Genomic DNA, 20,861 nt, shown 5'->3' with positions numbered 1-20,861 from the left:
AACATATTACGATTAAATCATTATTTCGAGCGGCATTCTTGGATGCTGCTGGACTGAGACGGAGAACGTTTGACGTGCATCCCCTACTAATCCCCTACTAAAACATCAGAGCAACTCGTCAGTAAGGGACGGATATGGAGTAGTGCGGATTTGATGTCTGCAAACAGTACAGCCGGCTGCCCAAACAAACCCTGTAAACCTTGCAAACCCGGGGCACCCCACCCCATCGACGGGTTCTTTCGCACAAACCAGTCAAGGCGCTCTCGGTCTGAACCGGATGGAGAGCTTGTTTGGCCCTATATGAACTCCTTCTCCAAGTGGTCATCTTTGAGGTCAACGCCAATCGCCACTTCCCTCATAGGACACACAACTAGAAGTCTGTTCAAAATGAGTACGGTTTCGTCGGCGGCTGGATTCGAGATGCGTGGAGAACCCGCACATCGCACACTCGATTAATTTTGTCGCGTTCCTTACGGTAGCCTTAGCTGGGAGAGGTGATATGGCGATTTCAAAGCGTGATTTCGGTCGTACTGGATGGAGTGTTTCTTCAATCGGATTCGGCGCATGGGCAATAGGTGGCTCTTGGGGAGATGTTTCTGAAGCAGACGCCAAAAACACACTGCGATCCGCACTAGAGACCGATGTGAACTTCATCGATACGGCCGATGTCTATGGCGATGGCCGATCAGAGAGCATTATTCGAGATGTTCTTTCAGAATGGCAAGGACAGCGGCCGTTCGTTGCAACGAAAGCAGGTCGTCGACTCGATCCTCATGTCGCAGATGGCTACACTCCCGAAACGATTGAAGCCTTCGTAGACCGCAGTCTAAAAAACTTAGGCGTTGATTGCATAGATCTTTTGCAGCTTCATTGCCCACCGACAGAGGTCTACTATCGGCCAGCTCTATTCGATGGCCTCAGCCAGCTGGTTGAGAAGGGAAAGATCAAGTTTCTCGGAGTTTCTGTCGAAAAAGTAGAGGAAGCTTTGAAAGCGATCGAATATCCGAACGTCGCTTCGGTTCAGATCATTTACAATATCTTCCGACAACGTCCCCAAGAGCTCTTCTTTCGTGAAGCCCGTGCCAAAAAGATTGCGGTCATAGTGCGCGTGCCACTTGCGAGCGGTCTGCTCAGCGGAAAGATGACCAAGGACACCACATTCGCTGCTGACGACCACAGATCATTCAACCGGCATGGCGAAGCCTTTGATGTCGGAGAAACCTTTGCAGGTGTGCCCTACGAAGTGGCCCTAGAAGCGGTCGATCAATTACGACCATTGGTGCCAAAAAACGCGACTATGGCTCAATTCGCGTTGCGTTGGATTCTCATGGACGACGCAGTCAGTGTGGTAATCCCAGGAGCCCGAAATCCATCGCAGGCAGTTTCCAATTCAGGTGCCGACGCTCTTGCTGATCTGGACTCCGAGACTCTGAGCGCCGTGGATAGCGTATACAACAACCTAATAAAAAAACATGTCCACAATCGATGGTAGCCGAAGATCGGAGCGGGCTAATGAAGAAGCGGCAAGTAGGTCGAACCAATCTCTACATCGATGTGCTTGGCTTGGGCGGGGCACCTTTGGGCGGCAATTTCGTTGACCTAGACTATGAGCAAGCTGCAGAGCTGATCGAAGCCGCAAGAGCCGCCGGGATTACTTACTATGACACCGCTCCCTGGTACGGCTTTGGCCGTTCTGAGCGTGTCATGGGAGACATCCTTCGTGGAAAGGACTACGTCCTGTCAGACAAGGTTGGACGGCTGCTCAAACCAGGTCCTGTGTCGAACCCGATGGACTTTGGGATGATTAATCCGCTCCCTTTCCATGTGGTCTACGACTACGGATATGATGGCATAATGCGCGCGTATGAGGACAACCTTCAGAGGCTTGGTCTCGATCGCATTGATATCCTGCTGGCCCACGATATCGGCACGTTTCAGCACGGTGATGCGAACACGCGGCACTTCAATGACCTAATGGAAGGTGGCTACTTGGCGATGGCCGAACTCCGAAAATGTGGAGACGTGAAGGCAATCGGTCTCGGCGTGAATGAAAATGAAGTTTGCATAGACGCGTTGGGCATTGGCGATTGGGATGTATTTCTATTGGCCGGTCGGTACACTCTTCTCGAGCAGACCTCAGTCGACACCTTGTTTCCGGCCTGCCGCGCCGCCGGAACTACGATCATATGCGGCGGCCCTTTCAATTCTGGGATTCTTGCAGGTCGCGACACTTGGAATTATTCGAAAGCGCCATCAGAAATTGTCGAAAAAGTCCGTGCGTTGGCCGTGGTAGCTGATCAGTTTTCCATTCCTCTTCCGGCTGCCGCCCTGCAATTCCCGCTAGGCGAAGACCTTGTGACCTCCGTGATCCCAGGTCCTCGCGACAAGACTGAGTTCGAGCAAATCTACGAATGGTTCGAGACGCCGATCCCCGAAGAGTTTTGGAGTACACTGAAGTCAAAGGGACTCATTCACGAAGGGGCACCGACACCAGATCACCTAGCGTAATTTCACTCCATCAATTTGCGAAGGGAGAGTCCTTAGCCAGACCTTTCATTGCTACTCTAGCGTTACGTTATTTTGACGCGCAACGAAGTCGACAAGGTGCGGTACGTAGTCCTCTGGGCCATCACCACCTGCAGCCAGCGCTAGGGCAAAGCTGTTCTTGACGGCATTTCCTATCGGATTGGCCAGCCCTACCTCGTCGGCCATGGCCTCAAGATACCGCATATCTTTGAATGCATTGGTCAGAGTGAACTTGTGGGCTTCTCGATTTCCTTCGAGAGCATAGCCCATAAAAGTCTGGTAAAAACCGCAATCCATTCGACTACCGCGGATCACTGAGTCGAATTGCCCTGTAGTGAGTCCCACCTTGTTCGACAGCGCCAGGGCTTCGGAATAAAGTGCCGCATAGCCAAGCGACAGAAAGTTGTTCAAGAGTTTCATCTTATGCCCCGCACCCGAGGGACCTAAGTGCACAAACGACTTTGCCCAAGCAGACAAGACGGGTTTTAACCGCTCAAAGACAGCACTTTCTGCTCCAACCATCGCCGAAAGTTCGCCCGCTTCGGCCTGCACCGGAGTTCCGCCCAACGGCGCGTCAGCCATATACCCTCCAACACTTTCGACAGATCGCGCCAACGCGACGGTAGATGTTGGGTCAGATGTCGAACAGTCAACAACAATGGTGCCTTTGATCAAGGATTGCAGAAGTCCTTGCACGATCGCTTCGACTTGTGGTGAACCCGGTGCGCATATGTGAATGATGGAAGATTCCGAGGCCAGTTCAGTAAGCGTCTGAACCTCGGTCGCTCCGCGCTCTACGAGATCTTCGACCGGAGCTCGGTTTTTGTGAGAAATCACGGCGAGTGGATATCCAGCATTCAGAAGATTCTTGGCCATTCCGTGGCCCATCAAGCCAACACCTACAAATCCAATTCTCTCCGAAGTCATATCCGTCCTCCATTTAGTCAATGCAATTCAGTTTGGCTTGAACGCGCGTAAATTCACAACGACACTTGGCCCCAGAAGTGTGCAGCCGTTAGCGCAAACCAGAGTAATGGATACCAACACAAGGGGAGCAGCAACTCTCAAGACTCCTCACTCTCATTGACTTGTCTCCGAACGGGTTTGATGCTGAAAGTTCGTCTTTTGTCGTTGTTTATGCCCAGCCGGAGACACAGTGATGTCCAAGCAAGATGCGTATCACCACCATCCTGAGTTACGTGGAAAAATCAAACCCGCATCTGACTCATTCTTTCGTGACTTGGACATCGGAGCCGTAGACGACCACGGAGCAAAAGCTGGATTTCCTGCCGGCTGGCGCACCCCGTGCGAGGAGCGCGAAGCTGAACGGCGTCGGTGGTTAGAGGATCGGTTTGACCAAGACCTCTGGATCTTTGGTTATGGCTCATTGATGTGGGACCCTTATGTTGAGTTCGACGAAGTGCTGCAAGCGAAGTGTAACGGATATCAGCGTAGTTTTTGCCTTTGTGATGACGGAGGCCGAGGGTCGAGAGATGCGCCGGGATTGATGCTTGCGCTTGATGTCGGCGGCAGTTGCGAGGGCCTAGCGTTTCGTGTTCCGCGTGAGAAGATTGATCAAGAGACGTTTGTTCTCTTCCGGCGGGAGATGCTCATCCCCGTCTATCGTCCGGTTTGGCTTCGCTTAATGACTGTCGCAGGGCCGATAGAGGCATTGGGTTTTGTTGCGAACCATGATCACAAGGATATCAAACCTGGTATTCCCCTCCATCAACAAGCCGAGATGATCGCGCATGCTAAGGGATTTCTGGGTAAGAACTTTGATTATTTGTCGGATTTGAATGAGCATCTGGACATACTTGGAATTGAAGATGCCTACGTCTCTGCGCTCTACAACGCGACCGCTGCCGCGCGCGATCAATTTAGATAGTTTCGATCGCACCACCGAGTGCAGTTGGATCTGCGAATATCTTCCCCTCATCGGCCTCGCATGGATTTTGAACGAACGCAAAATATCGTGTTTAGGATCGATGACCGACGCACAATTATCTGGTTCGCGGGTATTGGTTCCTGTGGAAAGACTCTCTCTAGACGTCTGAGAGCGCAACTTAGGAAGGGTCGAGGATTGTGTCTTGGAAGAACTTCTTTGTTCGCGCTGCGTGTGAATTCGAACTGTTCGAGGTAAGTTCAACGCTGTTGAGTCAAGAAATGGATCGTCATGAGCACGGAACACATTCTAATCTTCGGTGTTCTAGCTGCAACGATTGGGCTGTTTCTATGGGGCCGGCTTCGTCACGACGTGGTGGCTTTAGCCGCGTTGATGGCGTGTGTGATCTCTGGATTGGTCCCGGCAGCCGAAGCATTTATGGGGTTCGGGCATCCGGCAGTTATCACCGTCGCCTGCGTATTGATCCTGAGTCAGGGTTTACAGAACACGGGAGCCGTGGATTGGTTGGCGCGTCATCTGCTTCCGCGAGATGCAGGGCGAGTTACGAGCATGGTTGCCTTGATGGGGTTAGGCGCCGCTCTGTCCGGATTTATGAACAATGTAGGCGCGATGGCGCTTCTGATGCCCGTTGCAGTGCAGGTGTCCGAGCGCCTGGGACTTTCGCCTGGGCAGGTGCTGATGCCGCTGGCATTCGGCACGATCTTAGGCGGTATGACAACGCTGATTGGCACACCGCCCAATTTGATTGTCTCGGGATTTCGTGCCGAAGCAGGACTTGGGCAATTTGCAATCTTTGATTTTGCGCCCGTCGGTGTGGCTGTCGCGAGTGTCGGATTGATCTTTGTCGCAGCAATCGGCTGGCGATTGGTACCGGCACGGACCAATGCAATGGCTGACGGTTTTGATACAGCCGCGTATTTCACTGAACTGCGCGTCCCCAAAAACAGCAAAGCTGTCGGTCTAACGTTGCGAGCGTTCGAGCGAGAAATCGAAGATAAAGATGTACAAATCGTCGGTCTTGTTCGCAATGATGTCCGTTTGACCGCACCTCATGGCGGGCGACGCATACAGGCTGAGGACATTCTTGTGCTTGAGGCCGAGGTGGATGGATTGGCGGACGCGGTGTCCATTTTCGATATTAAACTGGAGCAATCCAATGCTGCCGAAAATGATGAGGAAAACAATCCTCCCGTCAGTGCATTAGAAGCAGCTTCGAACTCACAAGACGAAGCAACACCGGACGAGTCCAAAGAACAAAGCAAAAGCGGAACAGGCGAAATTGTACTTCGTGAACTTGCGGTTCTTCCGGGGTCAAAAATTGTAGGCCGCTCTGCCAAAGAAATGCGCGTTCGCGCGCGCTATGGCGTGAACCTACTTGCAGTCTCACGCGAAGGCCATCCACCACGGTCTGGTCTACGGACGGTCAAACTCAAATCCGGTGATCTGCTATTGGTCCAAGGCCCTACCGGAGCCGTGTCCGAGTTTATAAACGACACAGGCTGTGTGCCTTTAAGTCCGCGCGACTTGCGCATCCCAGATAAACGTCAGGCCGTGATCGCCACTGGGATCATGTTGGGTGCAATTGTACTGGTAGCAGCGAGTGTTCTCCCCGCTGCTGCAGCCTTTGCGCTCGGTGTTTTGGTTTCGATGCTGGTGAGAACAGTCCCACTGCAGCAGGTTTATGCCGCGATTGACTGGCCGGTGATCGTCCTACTGGCAGCGCTAATTCCGGTTGCCGGCGCAATGCAAACTACTGGCGCTGCCGAAGTGCTAGCTCGATATCTGGTCGACACAGTTGCTCAAGGCAATGGTGTTGCCGCGCTGGTCGTGATCTTGATCACTTCGATGTTCCTCTCGGACGTGATGAACAACGCAGCGACTGCTGCTGTCCTATGTCCAATTGCGCTCGGCATATCTTCCACGCTTGGGGTCAATCCAGATGCATTCCTGATGGCTGTTGCGATCGGGGCATCTTGCGCCTTCCTGACGCCAATTGGGCATCAGAACAACACACTGATCTTGGGGCCAGGCGGTTTTCGCTTCGGAGACTACTGGAAACTTGGCCTCCCATTGGAAGCGATAGTTGTTGCCGTAAGCGTGCCGATGCTCCTGTTGGTATGGCCATTGTGACGATGATGATCTGAGTATTTAGCTTTTGTTGTCCACGAACTTCCGTGATGAAATCGCAATGGAAACAGTTTCAGTGTAGGAAATCCTCGCTATTGATCATTGCTTCAGCCTCGATCTCGACTCGGTACCCGCCGACGAGACCAGCCACAACTATCAGTGTGTTTGCAGGTTTAATTGCGCCAAACACCCGGCCGTGTGCTTTGGATACAGCCTCTGCATCCCTTTCATCAGTGACATAGATTCGAGTGCGTACTACGTCTTTGGCAGATGCTCCTAGAGCGGCGAGCGCCGCCAGAATTTTATCCAAAATAAATGTCGTTTGCGCCCCGGCATCTTCCTTTGCAACAACCCGATCCACACCTGCCGTAGCAGTAGTTCCTGAAACGAGTACGCGATCACCAATTTTCTGAGCACGCGCATACCCCGCAATGTCTTCCCATTTAGAGCCACTTAGAACCATCTCGCCCCCTCGCCGATAGACATTCGGTTTGCGTTCGTGCAGGAGAGGCATGGTGTCGAGATGGTGGCTAAGATCGCCGGAGGCCGTCAGAAATGGAGCCACTCGGTATTCGTCCCCGCAATCACCAGGTATACTCTTGGTGCCCTTAAATGATTGGGTAAGCATTTCGCGGTCTTCAGTGTCCATCGAAAATCCGAAGAGCTGCAGGTTGTCTGCAACATGTACACGCTCCCCTAGCCTGGCACCTACAATCACACCCGCGACTGCCGCGTGATCAAGGACCCACCGTGTGGCGACATTGGAGATTGAGACACCATGTTTCCTCGCAATCATTCCAGCCGCATTAAGGACACCCTGAAAGGCATCCCACCCTCCCGCGGTGTCGATGAAGCGTTTATACTTCATCTTTGACCAGTCTGTTATGTCGGTTGGTTCCGGCCTTCCCACCCAGTTTTCTGACAGAAATCCGCCGCAGAGTGTTCCATAGGCTAGGAGTTTGGTCCTAGCGTTTGCGCAAATATCGGAAAGCGCCCCCGATGCGCGACGATCTAAGAGCGAGAATGAGACCTGGTTGGTTAGGATTGGAATGCCGTCGGAAAGAGCGATTTGTAAATGTGCTGCATCGAAATTGGTCACGCCAATTTCCGTGATCAGGCCTTCGGCGCGAAGTTGACTCAATTCGTGGAGAGCATCCAGCCATGCCGGATGCTGAAAACTCCACCAGTGGAATTGAAGTAGGTCAATCTGATCGACCCCAAGACGGTCGAGCCGTTCTTGGACACCAGCACGGACGACGTCGCGGGACATTTCACCTGGAGCAGGACACCACTTGGTAAAGGCCAAAGGTTTGGGACTTGGCGCACGCGCCAGCAACCGACCAGCAATTATTTCGGCGCTTCCATAGTGGTCTGCCATATCAAACGTGTCGAAGCCCTTAGCAGAGTAGGCTTCTAGCCAGTTTGCTCCCGTTTCGGGGTCGATGATCTCTCCTTCTTTTTCTATGTCGGCGACTTGCCAAAGACCCGTCAGAATTCGAGAAATTTCGAGTTTGTCAGAAAGCCGAAAGCGATCTGGTCTGCGAGGTAGGTCCATAGCGGTGTCCGTCCGATTGATAGGTCAGGTTGAATGGCACTTGAGGGTCTCGCCACATTCTTTAGCCTGCTGACTTAAGACAACGTACCGGGCGCAGTCCAGCGAAAGGGGCGAAATGGAGGGGGACGAAGTGAGCGGGAGTTTTTGGCTATACGATCTGGAGGTTGAGACCGTTCTAGATGGTCGAACACCGGTTTGCAGGCATATCGAGGGTGAGAAATTTCGGGTTGAGGGGGAGGCCCTGGTTTTCGAAGAGGGCACACGCGTTTCGATGTATGCTCTTTCTGCGCTCTTGCCGCTTTTGCCGGCGAAACAACGCCCTACGGATGACAATGATTGGATGAGCTCTGATTCTGAAGTGGCTTGCCCAGATCCATACTGCGGCGGTCGCTTTAAGATCACGAGACGCGAGAAACGCTGGTTTTCTCATTCTGGAACAACTGGTCTGCCGGACGCTCGCGGCAAACCATATTGGCAGTCTGAGTCCTCATGACTGTTGAAAAGGCAGAACTTAGACCGGGCTATGACATCTCTCGCGTCATAAAGGGTGGTTGGCAGTTGGCGGGCGACCACGGCTCCGTGGATCGTGCTGAAGCGGTGCGTGACATGGAGGCATTTCTGGATGCCGGGATTACCACCTTCGATTGTGCCGACATCTACGTTGGTGTTGAGGAGATGATCGGGGACTTTATTGGAGATATCCGCAATCGACGTGGCCAAGACGTAGCCAACCTTGTTCAAGTCCACACAAAATTGGTTCCAGATTTGGGGCTCTTGGAAAACATTCGCGCCGAAGATCTTGAAGCGATTATTGACCGTTCTCTCCAGCGGCTTCGAATTGAACAATTGCATCTTGTGCAGTTCTTTTGGTGGGATCTATCGCTCGGAGATCCTCTAATTGGACTTGAGGTCCTCAAATCCTGTCAAGAGAAGGGTAAAATTGGGTACATCGGCGTCACCAACTGGGATGTTGCCGAAACCCAACCCTTCATTGATGCCGGTTGCGATCTGGTGTCGACGCAAGTGCAGTATTCGATCTTGGATCGCCGACCGGAAAATGGGTTGTCCGAGTGGGCTTCAGCAAATGATGTTCAGCTCCTTTGCTATGGAACACTCGCCGGCGGATTCCTAACAGAAAGATGGCTCGATCAGCCCGATCCAGGTTTCACCTTCGAGAACAGAAGCTTGGTCAAATACAGATTAATTATTGACGAATTTGGATCATGGACGACTTTTCAGGAGCTTCTTCGCGTTCTGAAATCTGTGGGCGACAAGCACGGGGTTTCTCTTTCGAGTGTCGCGACGCGGTGGGTTTTGGATCAGCCACAAGTTGCTGCCGCAATAGTGGGGGCACGTTATGCGAGGCACCTGGATAAGACGCTTGAAGTCTTCCGCTTCGCGCTGGATTCAGAGGACCAATCCGCCATCCAATCGGTTCAAAGCAGGGCATCCACTCCAAATGGACCAGTCTTCGGTTTGGAACGGGACCGGAATGGCCCGCATGGGCGGATCATGAAGTACAACCTCAACACAAGGCCTGACGACAAGGTGCTTGGCAGTGAGTGAGGTTATTCTTTCGACCAACGGCCTGACAAAGAGTTTTGGTGCTTTCAAGGCCGTCGACGGTGTTTCGCTTGAAATTCAAACCGGCTCTATAACCGGGTTGATAGGGCCGAACGGTGCGGGAAAGTCGACACTTTTTAACTTACTGACTGGTGTTCTGAAACCGGACGAAGGAGGCGTGACGCTCAACGGGCAAGACGTTAGCGGTCTGTCATCGGACAAGCTCTTCGCGTGCGGCCTTGGCCGCACTTTCCAGATTCCGAGGCCTTTCGCACGGATGAGTGTACTAGAAAATGTGATGCTCGCGCCAATTGGGCAGATCGGCGAAACCGTTGCGGGACCTTTTTTGAAGAGAGCCCGCATGCGATCAGAGGAGATGCACATTAGGGAACGCGCATTGGAGGTTTTGGACTTCGTAACCCTTGCGCCTCTCGCCGATCATCCTGCGGGAAAGATTTCTGGCGGGCAAATGAAACTTCTGGAACTGGCACGAGTTCTGATGGGCAATCCCGCTGTCATCTTATTGGATGAACCGGCAGCAGGCGTGAATCCGGTGCTTACCGAAACCCTGATTTCCAAGATCGAAGAGTTGAACCGCCGAGGAACAACGTTCTTGATAATTGAACACGATATGGATTTCGTTATGCGCCATTGTGATCCCGTGATCGCGCTCGCCGAGGGCAAGGTCGTTTTCCAAGGCACCAGTGAAGAGGCTCTGGCAAATCCTGTGTTGCTCGATGCTTATCTTGGGGCAACCGTGGATGACTAACGTGGTGCTCGAGGCTCGAGAATTGACGGCAGGTTACGTTCCAGACCTACCGATACTGCGCGGCGTCTCAGTGCGAGCTATGCGCGGTAAGATCACGCTCATTATCGGACCAAATGGTGCTGGGAAATCTACACTCATTAAGGCCATAGCTGGTTTGGTTCCAATTAGCGCCGGGACGGTCAACTTTGAAGGCACGGATATCACGGGCCTTCGTACAGACCGGCTTGCATCGCACGGGATCGCCTACGTTCCGCAAAATAACAACATATTCCGGAGCCTTACGATCCGCCAAAATCTCGATCTCGCACTTCGCCGCGGTAGCGCGAACGGAGTCGCCGTACTTGATCACCTGTTTGCACAATTCCCCGCGCTCGCGGAAAAACAAAAGGACAAGGCGGGCTCACTTTCCGGCGGGCAACGCCAGTTTCTTGCCATTGCAATGGCACTCGCCGCGGAACCTCGCCTCATTCTCATGGACGAGCCATCCGCGGGTCTCTCTCCCAAAGCTACGCAGGAGGTTTTGGAGCATGCCCGTGTCCTTGCCACGAGCGGCGTTTCCATCCTGCTCGTCGAGCAGAATGTCAATCAAGCGATGCGGCTTTCCGACCATTGTTACATCCTAGCAGAAGGCCGGAACCAGATTGACGGGCCTTCTGATGATCTGCGGAACGACAGCGTCGTCGGCGAGATTTATTTGGGTGGTCGGAGGTTGAGATCGTCATGATACAAAACCTGATCGATGGGGTCTTGACCGGGTCTTACCTGTCTTTAGGGGCCATCGGACTGACTTTGGTGATGCACATTCTGCGCTTTGCCAACTTCTCACATGCGGAACTGCTTTCACTAGGGGCATATTCAGCTCTGGTCTTTGACGCTCTCATGTCGGGTCTAGTGCCTACCCTTGCCGAAAAATTGGCGCCATTGTCGCTGACCTGGGCGCTGATAATTGCCATTCCGTTCTCAATGATTGTGACTGGAATCAGTGCACTTCTGATCGACAAGCTCATATTCAGACGCGTACGTGAGAAAGGCCAAGAACTTTCGATGGTATTCGCCAGTTTTGGGATGGCTCTGATCGTTCGAAACATTATCGGCCTAATTTTCGGGTTGAGCCCGCAACTCTACTCCAAAGATATTGCCTTTGCGATGGTGCTCAGCCTCGACCCTCTGATCCTCATAAAACCAGATCAAGTGTTCGTACTTGTGGCAGCTTTGATCCTAATGCTGATCCTCCATTTGGTCCTATCGCGAACCACTTTTGGATACGCGCTCCGTGCCGTCGCAGAAAACCCGTCTTTAGCGCAGGTAAACGGCGTGAACCTGCCGCGAACAATAATGTATGTCTGGCTGATTGGCGGTGCTCTGGCATCTGTCGCGGGGGTCTTTTACGGTCTCAGCCATCAACTAATTCCGGTGATGGGGCGCGACCTGGTTTTGCCGATATTCGCCGCGACCATCGTCGGTGGGATCGGCAGTGTCTATGGTGCTGTTCTAGGTGGATTCATCGTTGGCATTGCGGCCAATCTCGCACTTGTTGTTCTGCCATCAGGTTATACGCCGTCGGTTCCGTTTCTGCTCATCATCATCGTACTCATGATCCGACCACATGGATTGTTCGGCGAGGCCCGGGCGTGATCGGCGTTTTATCATATCTCGTCTTCTTTGCGACTACGGCCTCGATCCTAGCGATTGCCGTCCTCGGACTTAACCTCCAGTGGGGAAATACGGGCCTTTTCAACGGTGGTGTCGTCGCGTTCTTCGGAGCCGGTGCGTATGGAACGCTTATCCTTGGCGGACCACCACAGGAGGGTATGGTCGGTGGATTCGCCCTTACTTACCCTATGGCTCTGCTCGGTGGCATGGCCGTAGCAGGTGTAATGGCTTGGATCGTCGGTTTACTTACCTTGAGATTGCGACACGACTATCTTGCCATTGCAACGTTCGGGGTTGCGGTTGCATTCGAAAACCTGATGCGGAACGCGGAATGGCTCGCCGGTGGCGCAAAGGGTGTGCGTGGCTTTGAACGTCCCTTCCGCGAAGCAATCGGAGATGGGTTTCTTTACAACTTGGTGTTCTTTGTCGCGGTCCTACTCATCCTGATCGCAACCTACGTTTTTCTAGAACGTCTCGTAGCCTCCCCTTTTGGCCGTCTGCTAAGGGCCATTCGAGAGGACGAAGAAGCCGCTCAGTCTCTCGGCAAGAGTCCTTCGCGTGTTCGCCTGACTGCTTTTGTGACCGGTTCTGTGATCATGGGCCTTGCGGGTGGACTTTATGGAACATTCTACGCTTTTGTCAGTCCTCAAGATGTATTGCCGACACTCACATTCCAAGTTTGGGCCATGCTGATTGTCGGTGGCGCAGGCAACAACCGTGGCGCTGTATTTGGAGCCTTCCTCATTTGGGGCGCCTGGACGATCTCAGGATGGGCCCTGTCACGCTTTGCACCAGTTGAAGCCCAGTTATACACCGGATCTGTCCAATTCATCTTGATTGGTGCCGTTATTGTCGGGATGCTGGTTTGGCGTCCGCAAGGTCTTTTGCCGGAACGGCTGATCGTATCACAACAGGGATCAAACCCTGTGAATAAACGGGGAGAATAAGATGTCATTGACGAAATATATGTGGGCCGCTTTCGGTCTAGCGCTTGCACTAATCGCCCAACCCAAGGCCGGTTATGCGCAAGACTGTACCACCAAGATTGGTGCAGTTCTGCCAACCTCTGTAGATTGGGGTCGCCCCATCGCCGAGACAGCGCAATTCGCCGTCGATCAAGTCAACGCTGCAGGCGGTGTTAACGGATGCCAAATTGAAATGGTTCTTCGTGACACGCAGGTGGACCCGAAGGTTGGTGTCGATGCCGCGAAAGCTCTCGTTGATCTTGAGGGTGTCAATCTTCTTTTGGGCGCGGTTTCATCGGGTGTTTCCATGCCGATCCTGACCTCAGTGACAGTGCCAGGTGGAGTCATGCAGATGTCTTGCTGCTCTTCCTCAACTGCTTTCACCAAGTTGTCGGAAGAAGGCAAAACAAATGGCCTCTGGTTTCGGACGTTTGCAACAACCGGTGTTCAGTCCGCAGTTGCTGCCAAGGTTGCAAGTGATCAAGGTTTCAAATCCATCGCCGTCCTCTACAAAAATGATGATTGGGGGCAGGATATGGCTCGATTGATTGCAGCCGATTTTGCAGCGGTTGGGGTCGAAGTTACCGCCTCCGTTGCAATTAACGATGGTCAGCCAAGCTACCGCGGCGAAGTCACAGAAGCGCTCGCCAGTCAACCAGAAGCACTTTATCTCGCGCTTTATCCCGCTGAAGGGACAGCAGCAGTGCGTGAATGGATTTCGCTCGGCGGATCGCAGAAAATGATCATGGCGAATTCGCTCAAGTCGGACGAGTTCCGCGACAACGTTGGCCTTCAATACCTTGGCTCAGCTTTAGGCACCGACACAGCGTCGCCCCGAACCGAAAGCGCCGATGCGTTCCGGGCCGCATATGTCGAACGGTTTGAATCCGAACCGAATGGTCCGGGCCTCGCCAACAGCTACGATGCCGCAATGATCAGCCTTTTGGCCATGCAAGCTGCAGGGGAAGGCGCTACCGGCGCTGAAATGGCGGCGGCAGTTCCAAAGGTTACTGATCCGAACGGCACCCCTATCACTGCTGATACAGAAGGCTTCGCGCAGGCTCGCGACATCCTTGCCGGCGGCGGAACTGTTTCCTACCAAGGCGCTACAGGTGACGTCCGTTTTGATGCAAATGGCGATGTTTCCGCACCTGCGGTGGTCTGGTCTTTCAACGAAGGTGGGACACAGGAGGTTGAGTACCTTTCACTCGCGGAAGTGGACGCCTTCATCGGGTCACTAAAGTGAACCCCTTCAAACGGTAGAAGATCCCAAAATGGCAATCGGGCCGCCCTAATGGGCGGTCCTCAAATCCTGTTTCAAGAACTTGCGTTAACGCTAGGAAGGGTCCTGCACCGAGGCTGGGGGTATGATGAGGTCCATTGTTTTTTCTTTGGTCGCGTTCTTGGTGCCCGTTGCTTCGACGGCGGATATCCTGAACGTGAAACCGGTTGCCTCTGGAATTTGGGCGATCGAAGGCCCCGCAGAACAGCGTAACTCCGAGAATCTTGGGAACAATGCTACGTTCGGTTTGATCGAAACATCGGAAGGTGCAGTACTTATTGATCCGGGCGGTACTTGGGCTGGAGCTGAAATGCTGCACGATATCGTACGCAATATAACCGATCAGCCCGTAGAGTTCGTAATCAATACTGGTGGACAGGATCACCGCTGGCTTGGCAACGATTACTGGCGGCAGCAAGGTGCAACAATTATCGCATCGGTCGATGCCGTAGCGGACCAGAAAGAAAGAGGCTCCCTACAGCTGACCATACTTTCAGAACTGGTTGGGGCCGCCCTATCTGGTACAAAGCCGGCCTTTGCAGACGTGGTCTTTCAAGAAGATTACACGCTTGAAATCGGAGGGGTGCGGATTGAGATCAAGCATGTAGGGGCAGCTCATACGCCCGGAGACAGCTTTGTTTGGCTGCCTGGCACGCAAGCTGTATTCACAGGCGACATCGTCTATGTCGGCCGCGTTCTTGGCGTGATGGATTTCTCCAATAGCGCTGAATGGCTGGATAGCTTTGCTGCGATTGAGGCTTTGGAACCGCAGTTTCTAATCCCAGGTCACGGGCCGGTGACTACTCTAACCCAGGCACAGACGGATACTCGAGACTACCTCGTGAACCTAAGGACACAAGTTGGCGCCTACATTGACGAAGGGGGTGACATCATCGGTTCTGTAGATGTTGATCAGTCTGCGTTTGCATATCTCGAACAATTTGACGCCCTTGCTCGCCGGAATGCACAAGCTGTGTATCAGCAGATGGAATGGGAATGAACCGATGCTATCCCGCGACAAGGGTTAAGTTATCGGCTTCCGGTCCTCGTCATTCAGACAAGGGCTGACTCGCGTAACCCAAAGCTTTTTGGCTTAGTGCCCATCGAGCCTTGCTTTTGTGCTATACTCCCCGAGCTCGGCCGATACTGGCTTGGCATAATCTTAACAAAAAAAGGGGGAGAGAAGATGTTTGCACGAGTAACAGCATACAAACTCAAGGCTGGCGCCAAGAACGCGGCAATTGCCACAATGGAGGAAATGAAAGCAGACATCTTGGCATTGCCGGGCATGAAGCATTTCATCAATGTCTTAGGCGATGATGACAGCGGTTACGTCGTGTCTATTGTCGAGAGTCAGGAAGTCTCTGACAACAATGCTGATCGGGTTCGCGCACTCTGGGGCAGAATGGCGGATCATCTTGCAGAGATGCCGACTCCCAGCGGTGGTGAAGTTGTAGCTAACTGGACGCCGTAAAGCTTTTCTACAAAACACCGGCAAAACTATTGGGACGGTCTCACGACACAGAGTGCGCTTGCCATGCACTCCCCAGTCTTAAAACCTATGTTTAAGTCTTGCGTTCGTTCAATTTGAGAACACCCGGCGCTGCGCATAATTTCCCAAGCGTGCGCAGCACCATCCAGCAACTCAAGGAATTAGGGCCGAGACTCCTCTCGGCCCTATCGAAGATGGTTATCGTTTGCTGACCGTGCAGGCACTAGTGCTTGGTATTCTGCAGAGTTTCCATAGGATCTAGCAGGCAAAAGAGAGCGAACGCGTCCGAAGCTGCGAATGAGCGGTCGCTTTGATCCGACTCAGCCAAGCGGGATCAATGGCATCTCCATCACCGCTTGGGCAAAGACCGCAATGGTCATTACCGCATAGCCGAAGGCGCAGAGGCGCACTGTGCGTACAGATGCGGAATGTCCTCTACGATCGAGCCACAAAGCCAGCAAAGGCAAGGCTTGCATGGCGTGCAGCGAAGCAAAATGCGCGGGCCGCAGGTCTCCTGTAACACCGGACCAGCCGAAGAGTGGCAGGGTCGGCGCTCCTTCGGGGTGGACGCCCACGAAATGCCCAGTGCTGGAGCTCATGTACCCGGCCACGATCATTGTCAGCGCGAAGGTCAACCCGAAGCCTAGCCAGATCGCCTCGCGCAGCGCAGGGCTCAAATTGGCGCCGTTGTCCCGCTTGACGATCCAGCCGATCACCCCGGTAGCTGCGACCAGCGCCACGGCGCCGGCGGCCATAACGACCGTGTACATGAATTCGTGAAACGGTGTGCTGAGATTGAAGTGAGACGCTTCTGCCCGGCCGGCTTGGTACATCATGTAGGCCATCTCAGATAGAAAGGCTGAGGCCATGACCCATCCGACGATGCGCAACAGCCAGCCTTTGCGAACCCCTTCTGTGAGCCGGGTCTCGACCATTGCGATGCTCCCGAAGAGCACAGCGAAGCTCAGCGCGAACTTCAAGGGTTTCATCCAGACAAGAACCCCATCGATGGTGCGGGCATCTACAAACCCCCAAAGCACGGTCAATGCGAGCAGAACCACGGTAACGACGGTCAGGGTGCGAAACTGGCTGGGCGCCTCGACGCGGGCGACGGGAAGTGTGGCATCAAGCAGGGACATGGGTCAGGCCTTTCAGGGAACGGGTTTGCGTCGGAAGGGCAGCAACGCGAAGACCGAACTCGGTCATACGCCGCGTTCGCAATCCTCTATCGCGGGCCGAATTGCGAATTCTGGGCGGCGTATATTGGTCTGTCGTGGCTGTGGCGGCGGTCTTCACCTTGGCGCGGTTTTCCGAGGCCTTCCTGATCCTCCGCGCGGAAGAAGTGGGGCTTGCCGTTACGCTGGTTCCACTCGTCTTTGTGGGAATGAATGCGGTCTATGCGCTGTCTGCCTGGCCTGCGGGTGTGCTGTCCGACGGGATGAGCCGCCCCGGGCTCCTGATGGCAGGCCTTGTCGTGCTGATCGCCGCCGATCTGGTGCTTGCGCTTGCGCCGGGCCTTGCGGGCCTTGTGGTCGGTGTCGCGCTTTGGGGTCTGCACATGGGACTGACGCAAGGGCTTCTGGCTGCGCTGGTCGCTGAGGCTGTACCGGCGGAATTGCGCGGCACGGCTTTCGGTATGTTCAACCTGATCACCGGCGGCGCCCTATTGCTGGCCAGCTTAGTCGCAGGCGGGCTGTGGCATGCCTTTGGGTCCCAGGCGACATTCATGGCGGGGTCCGCTTTCGCGCTCCTCGCGGCGCTTGGCCTAATCCCGCTGCGCCAAAGGATGGCCCAAGATGCGTCCGGCAACCGCCGGAAGCCGCCCTTGACGAACGAAGAATGAAGGTCCGCTTGGTCCGCTCTGCCGACCTTAGACTTATGAAAATGCTGCACGATAGACGAATGTTCGGTCTGGTGAAGCCGCATCGCAGCATTGGCGGCTGTGACGACTGACCACCATGGGCCGGGAGTGTCGCTCAAATATTCGCGTGGTAAGCAGGTGATGCTGCAACGCGTAATGCCGCTCAGAGCTGAAATCTCTAGTCTTGCTCGCCAACAGCGGGATGAATGCACCGAACCACCTAGGCCCGGCACATTCGAGTGTTCACCAAAGAGGTTGCTGCGATGCTGAAAGCTCAAAAGCGTTATTGCTTTGCCGTCCATCAAAGTCTTCAGCAGTCAGGCCAGTATCGTTGAGAAGCTGCTTTGAGAGTTTTGGGTCATTGATCCAGCTTGGCATGGACCCACGCGGATGGGCTTTTGTCGCGTGGCGGCGGGAAATGATCTCCGCCAGGAACGAGAAAGGACGGGAAAGCGTGGAAGTGAACATGAGAGCCTCCGATCAGTGAGTTGCTGTGTTGGTGCTCGTATCCTGCCGGTTTGGAGTTTTGTCTGCTTGGGCGCTTCGTGGGGACATCTTGGTTATTTCGTGGGGATTTCCTAACGTGCCCACATGAAATTTGTTTTTGGTGAATTCATACTCGACATTGAGCGGGGCGAGCTCCGAGGCAAGACCGGGCCTGTGGCTATTGAGCCCAAGGCCTTTTCACTGCTGGCGTTCATGTTGGAATACCCTGGGCGCCTAATTTCCAAAGAAGAGTTGATCCAAGCCGTCTGGGGCGGACGTATCGTATCGGACTCCGCGATTTCTACAGCTGTAAAGGCAGTGCGGCGCGCGATTGGTGATGATGGGACAGAGCAAACTTGGCTAAAGACTGTACGCGGGCGAGGGTTTCGTTTCGACGGACCCGTCGAGACAACTGGCGACAAGATAGACCACCCTGGGCCGGAAAAAGCTGATCTTGGCGATGAGGCCTCTGATTTTGGTGACCACTCCTTCGACCCGAATCGCTCAGTTCTAGCAGTGCTTCCTTTTGAGGAACTGAGCGCCTCAGCTGACACGGTTTTTGCCGACGGAGTTGTAGAAGAGATCACAGGAGCGTTGAGTCGGGTCCGAGACTTCGACGTGATCGCCCGGCAATCAGCTTTCGCGCTGCGGAACATGGGGCTTTCGGCCCCTGAAGCGGCCAAACTCCTCTTGGCAGATTACCTTCTGGAAGGCACGATTCGCCGGGCTGGTGACCGTGTGCGCATAGCCGTCAAGCTGGTCAATGGCGCGGATGGCAGGCTTTTGTGGTCAGAGCAGTTCGACGATTTCCTTGACGACTTGTTCGAGATGCAGGAACGCATTGCTGCCCAAGTGGCGGGTCGCGTTTTTCCCAGCTTGCGTGCGGCAGAGATTACTCGGGCAGGGCGACGTGCGCCGAAGGACCGCACGGCCTACGAAACTCTACTGACGGCCTACCCCCATTTCTGGTCTTTGAAACAGCATGATAACCAGCAAGCTGGAACTCTCCTTGATCGGGCCCTTGAAATCGATGGAGACTGTGTGCCCGCTTTAGCTTTAAGAGCATGGGTACATGCGCAGCAAAACACGTACATGTGGTCTAAGGACCCCATTTGGGAACGAGAGAGAAGTCTAGCTCTCGCCAATAAAGCTGCAGAAAAGGTAACGGACCATTCGCCTTCGCTCATGGCGATTGCGGGAGCGTATGCCCAGACAAGCCCAGACCGAGCGCTCGCAGAAACATGGCTGGCTCGTGTGTTCGAGGTTGATCCGAATAATGCTTGGGCGTGGATCAGACTTGGCTGGCTTCGACAATATGTCGGAGAGGTAGATGGAGCACTAAAAGCCTTCGATCAGGCGGAACGGTTAAGTCCTCTGGACCCCCATTCTCTCACCAAATTACATTTGGGCGGGCTGCCACACACTATCGTTGGTCCAACGACCCGACAAAGGGCCTTGCAATGATAGAGGAAGGCTTGAGGAGGCATCCGGGCGTGCTTTGGCCTTGGCGCATGGTTGCTGTTGCCAACGTCCGCCTAGGACGACTGAGCCGCGCGCAGGATGCCGCAAGAAGACTTCTTGAAGGCCTGCCGCACTTAACAATACGCTACCTTAGTGAATGTCTTCCACCTGCGGCTAGCTATGACGACGGATACCTCGAACAGCTTTCGATCGCTGGAATTCCCGATTGAACCCGAGTCAATTACGCGCGTTAGATAAGAGACAGGACTGTCCCATAAGCAGATAAAATGCTGCGTAGTGCACGAACGGCTGGTCTGGTGAAGGGGCACCGCGGCAAAGGCTGCACTTTTGAACGGCCGGATTGGGCCGATCGCTTACATGTTCGCCGTCTCATCACGCGTTCACTACAATCAATCTTGCGACAGGCGGTTTTGCACGACCACAGGTGTCTCGAAATACTGAAACTCTGGCGTACTACCGAAATTTTCGGCGACGCGGGCATGGGGCATTCGATGCAGCTCGATAGTATCATTACAAAAAAAGGCGGCGCACAAGGGAGGAGAGTGCACCGCCTAGAATTTTGCGTCGATCCAAGGGAGGAGGAGATGGATCGGCAATGACCGAGAAATGAGGGCTGCAATAACTGTTTTCAACGGCAATTTCTGCAATGCAGCTATGCATTCCAAGAATATTATGTATGCGCTTACATTTTGAGCGTTCTGAGAGTAGTTTGTGTTCCTGTTAAGCTTTGGCTATCCCTATTCTCGCGGTGTTTTCCCGTAACACTGCGAGGCTCCGCTGTCTCCGCGGTTTGGGAGGGGCGCGTTGAAGACTGCGGGGCCACCGCACCTTTTGTAGAGGGTAATACCTCAAACGGCTTTGCAAGGTCTGTTGTTGCTAGCCTTTGACCTAAAGTCCTTTTACCACCGCAGAAACCGCGCCTACACGAAGGTGCATTGTGTCAAACTTCTGGGCCAGCGGCTAACGGCAAGGGACTTCGATCGTCAGGTCACCAAACTTCAGGTCCGTATCGCCGTCCTGACGGGTTACACCGCGCTCGGCATACCTCTCAGAGAGGCTGTGGGATAAGTCTGTCCGGGGAAGGGGCAACCTCGCACATCACCCGATTTGTGCAACAGAGCCATCCAAAATCGAAAAGCAAACGATCGCGCCGATCCTAAGCAGGATTGCGCTTTGTTGTGTCGCAACGCTCTT

General features: G+C 53.9%; 19 protein-coding genes and 1 pseudogene. 16 read left to right on the top strand and 4 right to left on the bottom strand.

Features of this window, described 5'->3' with window-relative positions:
- The first annotated feature begins 499 nt into the window (after window positions 1-499).
- Both MGEO_RS19900 and MGEO_RS19895 read left to right on the top strand, forming a co-directional pair.
- Entirely contained in the window at window positions 500-1,492 is a 993-nt protein-coding gene (locus MGEO_RS19900) for an aldo/keto reductase (RefSeq protein WP_085641487.1), read from the top strand.
- 20 nt (window positions 1,493-1,512) lie between these two features.
- On the top strand, window positions 1,513-2,508 hold the full coding sequence (locus MGEO_RS19895) for an aldo/keto reductase (protein ID WP_085641490.1): 996 nt from the start codon (window positions 1,513-1,515) through the stop codon (window positions 2,506-2,508).
- 51 nt (window positions 2,509-2,559) lie between these two features.
- On the opposite strand, the gene MGEO_RS19890 is transcribed toward MGEO_RS19895, so the two are convergent.
- Window positions 2,560-3,453 carry an NAD(P)-dependent oxidoreductase gene (locus MGEO_RS19890; protein ID WP_085641486.1) on the bottom strand — a complete coding sequence of 298 codons (894 nt, stop codon included), beginning with the start codon at window positions 3,451-3,453 and terminating at the stop codon, window positions 2,560-2,562.
- A 232-nt stretch (window positions 3,454-3,685) separates the two neighbouring features.
- Here MGEO_RS19890 and MGEO_RS19885 point away from each other — a divergent pair, with 232 nt between their 5' ends.
- Both MGEO_RS19885 and MGEO_RS19880 read left to right on the top strand, forming a co-directional pair.
- Window positions 3,686-4,414, top strand: a complete 729-nt coding sequence (locus MGEO_RS19885; protein ID WP_085641485.1) for a gamma-glutamylcyclotransferase — start codon at window positions 3,686-3,688, stop codon at window positions 4,412-4,414.
- A 288-nt stretch (window positions 4,415-4,702) separates the two neighbouring features.
- Window positions 4,703-6,562, top strand: a complete 1,860-nt coding sequence (locus MGEO_RS19880) for an SLC13 family permease (protein ID WP_085641484.1) — start codon at window positions 4,703-4,705, stop codon at window positions 6,560-6,562.
- A 70-nt stretch (window positions 6,563-6,632) separates the two neighbouring features.
- Here MGEO_RS19880 and MGEO_RS19875 read toward each other — a convergent pair whose 3' ends face one another.
- Window positions 6,633-8,114, bottom strand: coding sequence for an aldo/keto reductase (locus MGEO_RS19875; protein ID WP_085641483.1), 1,482 nt, complete (start codon window positions 8,112-8,114; stop codon window positions 6,633-6,635).
- A gap of 115 nt (window positions 8,115-8,229) precedes the next feature.
- On the opposite strand from MGEO_RS19875, the gene MGEO_RS19870 reads away from it, so the two are divergent.
- From MGEO_RS19870 to MGEO_RS19830, 9 genes are all read left to right on the top strand, one after another.
- Entirely contained in the window at window positions 8,230-8,607 is a 378-nt protein-coding gene (locus MGEO_RS19870) for a TIGR04076 family protein (protein WP_085641482.1), read from the top strand.
- Window positions 8,604-9,680 carry an aldo/keto reductase gene (locus tag MGEO_RS19865; protein ID WP_085641481.1) on the top strand — a complete coding sequence of 359 codons (1,077 nt, stop codon included), beginning with the start codon at window positions 8,604-8,606 and terminating at the stop codon, window positions 9,678-9,680. The genes MGEO_RS19870 and MGEO_RS19865 overlap by 4 nt, the downstream gene beginning before the upstream one ends.
- Complete coding sequence (locus MGEO_RS19860) at window positions 9,673-10,446, top strand: ABC transporter ATP-binding protein (RefSeq protein ID WP_085641480.1); 774 nt, start codon at window positions 9,673-9,675, stop codon at window positions 10,444-10,446. The genes MGEO_RS19865 and MGEO_RS19860 overlap by 8 nt, the downstream gene beginning before the upstream one ends.
- Window positions 10,439-11,170, top strand: a complete 732-nt coding sequence (locus MGEO_RS19855) for an ABC transporter ATP-binding protein (protein WP_085641489.1) — start codon at window positions 10,439-10,441, stop codon at window positions 11,168-11,170. The genes MGEO_RS19860 and MGEO_RS19855 overlap by 8 nt, the downstream gene beginning before the upstream one ends.
- Window positions 11,167-12,081 (top strand): branched-chain amino acid ABC transporter permease, encoded by a 915-nt coding sequence (locus tag MGEO_RS19850; protein WP_085641479.1) that lies wholly within the window; start codon window positions 11,167-11,169, stop codon window positions 12,079-12,081. The genes MGEO_RS19855 and MGEO_RS19850 overlap by 4 nt, the downstream gene beginning before the upstream one ends.
- Window positions 12,078-13,046 carry a branched-chain amino acid ABC transporter permease gene (locus tag MGEO_RS19845; protein WP_085641478.1) on the top strand — a complete coding sequence of 323 codons (969 nt, stop codon included), beginning with the start codon at window positions 12,078-12,080 and terminating at the stop codon, window positions 13,044-13,046. Before MGEO_RS19850 ends, MGEO_RS19845 begins: the two co-directional genes overlap by 4 nt.
- Window position 13,047: 1 nt before the next feature.
- Window positions 13,048-14,310: an ABC transporter substrate-binding protein gene (locus MGEO_RS19840; RefSeq protein ID WP_211297966.1), complete on the top strand. Its 1,263-nt coding sequence runs from the start codon at window positions 13,048-13,050 to the stop codon at window positions 14,308-14,310.
- A 121-nt stretch (window positions 14,311-14,431) separates the two neighbouring features.
- Window positions 14,432-15,346 carry an MBL fold metallo-hydrolase gene (locus MGEO_RS19835; protein ID WP_085641477.1) on the top strand — a complete coding sequence of 305 codons (915 nt, stop codon included), beginning with the start codon at window positions 14,432-14,434 and terminating at the stop codon, window positions 15,344-15,346.
- A 186-nt stretch (window positions 15,347-15,532) separates the two neighbouring features.
- Window positions 15,533-15,820, top strand: a complete 288-nt coding sequence (locus MGEO_RS19830; RefSeq protein WP_085641476.1) for a hypothetical protein — start codon at window positions 15,533-15,535, stop codon at window positions 15,818-15,820.
- A gap of 338 nt (window positions 15,821-16,158) precedes the next feature.
- Here MGEO_RS19830 and MGEO_RS19825 read toward each other — a convergent pair whose 3' ends face one another.
- Window positions 16,159-16,977, bottom strand: a complete 819-nt coding sequence (locus MGEO_RS19825; RefSeq protein WP_106299244.1) for a hypothetical protein — start codon at window positions 16,975-16,977, stop codon at window positions 16,159-16,161.
- A gap of 134 nt (window positions 16,978-17,111) precedes the next feature.
- On the opposite strand from MGEO_RS19825, the gene MGEO_RS19820 reads away from it, so the two are divergent.
- Complete coding sequence (locus MGEO_RS19820) at window positions 17,112-17,681, top strand: MFS transporter (RefSeq protein WP_233140030.1); 570 nt, start codon at window positions 17,112-17,114, stop codon at window positions 17,679-17,681.
- Between the two features lie 261 nt (window positions 17,682-17,942).
- Here MGEO_RS19820 and MGEO_RS21235 read toward each other — a convergent pair whose 3' ends face one another.
- The gene (locus tag MGEO_RS21235) at window positions 17,943-18,167 is read right to left on the bottom strand and encodes a hypothetical protein (RefSeq protein ID WP_143746314.1); all 225 of its coding nucleotides are present in this window, start codon (window positions 18,165-18,167) and stop codon (window positions 17,943-17,945) included.
- Window positions 18,168-18,290: 123 nt separating this feature from the next.
- Between MGEO_RS21235 and MGEO_RS19815 the strand changes: the two genes are divergently transcribed.
- A complete protein-coding gene (locus MGEO_RS19815; RefSeq protein ID WP_085641473.1) occupies window positions 18,291-19,649 on the top strand; it encodes a winged helix-turn-helix domain-containing tetratricopeptide repeat protein in 1,359 nt (452 codons plus the stop codon).
- A 912-nt stretch (window positions 19,650-20,561) separates the two neighbouring features.
- Window positions 20,562-20,735: pseudogene (locus tag MGEO_RS19805) on the top strand (IS5/IS1182 family transposase); the annotation flags it as partial.
- Window positions 20,736-20,861: the final 126 nt, after the last annotated feature.

The sequence above is a fragment of the Marivita geojedonensis genome (genome assembly GCF_002115805.1).
Lineage (GTDB): Bacteria > Pseudomonadota > Alphaproteobacteria > Rhodobacterales > Rhodobacteraceae > Marivita > Marivita geojedonensis.
The sequence above is the reverse complement of the archived record's forward strand: the minus strand, read 5'-3'. Positions and strand labels throughout refer to the sequence as shown.

What these genes read in the sequence shown, in the direction of transcription:
- MGEO_RS19885 (WP_085641485.1), top strand. Translation starts at nt 3,686, where the DNA reads ATGTCCAAGCAAGATGCGTATCACCACCATCCTGAGTTACGTGGAAAA.
- MGEO_RS19835 (WP_085641477.1), top strand. Translation starts at nt 14,432, where the DNA reads ATGATGAGGTCCATTGTTTTTTCTTTGGTCGCGTTCTTGGTGCCCGTT.
- MGEO_RS19890 (WP_085641486.1), bottom strand. Translation starts at nt 3,453, where the DNA reads ATGACTTCGGAGAGAATTGGATTTGTAGGTGTTGGCTTGATGGGCCAC.
- MGEO_RS19840 (WP_211297966.1), top strand. Translation starts at nt 13,048, where the DNA reads ATGTCATTGACGAAATATATGTGGGCCGCTTTCGGTCTAGCGCTTGCA.
- MGEO_RS19815 (WP_085641473.1), top strand. Translation starts at nt 18,291, where the DNA reads ATGAAATTTGTTTTTGGTGAATTCATACTCGACATTGAGCGGGGCGAG.
- MGEO_RS21235 (WP_143746314.1), bottom strand. Translation starts at nt 18,167, where the DNA reads ATGTTCACTTCCACGCTTTCCCGTCCTTTCTCGTTCCTGGCGGAGATC.
- MGEO_RS19880 (WP_085641484.1), top strand. Translation starts at nt 4,703, where the DNA reads ATGAGCACGGAACACATTCTAATCTTCGGTGTTCTAGCTGCAACGATT.
- MGEO_RS19900 (WP_085641487.1), top strand. Translation starts at nt 500, where the DNA reads ATGGCGATTTCAAAGCGTGATTTCGGTCGTACTGGATGGAGTGTTTCT.
- MGEO_RS19895 (WP_085641490.1), top strand. Translation starts at nt 1,513, where the DNA reads ATGAAGAAGCGGCAAGTAGGTCGAACCAATCTCTACATCGATGTGCTT.
- MGEO_RS19830 (WP_085641476.1), top strand. Translation starts at nt 15,533, where the DNA reads ATGTTTGCACGAGTAACAGCATACAAACTCAAGGCTGGCGCCAAGAAC.
- MGEO_RS19825 (WP_106299244.1), bottom strand. Translation starts at nt 16,977, where the DNA reads ATGTCCCTGCTTGATGCCACACTTCCCGTCGCCCGCGTCGAGGCGCCC.
- MGEO_RS19855 (WP_085641489.1), top strand. Translation starts at nt 10,439, where the DNA reads ATGACTAACGTGGTGCTCGAGGCTCGAGAATTGACGGCAGGTTACGTT.
- MGEO_RS19870 (WP_085641482.1), top strand. Translation starts at nt 8,230, where the DNA reads ATGGAGGGGGACGAAGTGAGCGGGAGTTTTTGGCTATACGATCTGGAG.
- MGEO_RS19850 (WP_085641479.1), top strand. Translation starts at nt 11,167, where the DNA reads ATGATACAAAACCTGATCGATGGGGTCTTGACCGGGTCTTACCTGTCT.
- MGEO_RS19865 (WP_085641481.1), top strand. Translation starts at nt 8,604, where the DNA reads ATGACTGTTGAAAAGGCAGAACTTAGACCGGGCTATGACATCTCTCGC.
- MGEO_RS19875 (WP_085641483.1), bottom strand. Translation starts at nt 8,114, where the DNA reads ATGGACCTACCTCGCAGACCAGATCGCTTTCGGCTTTCTGACAAACTC.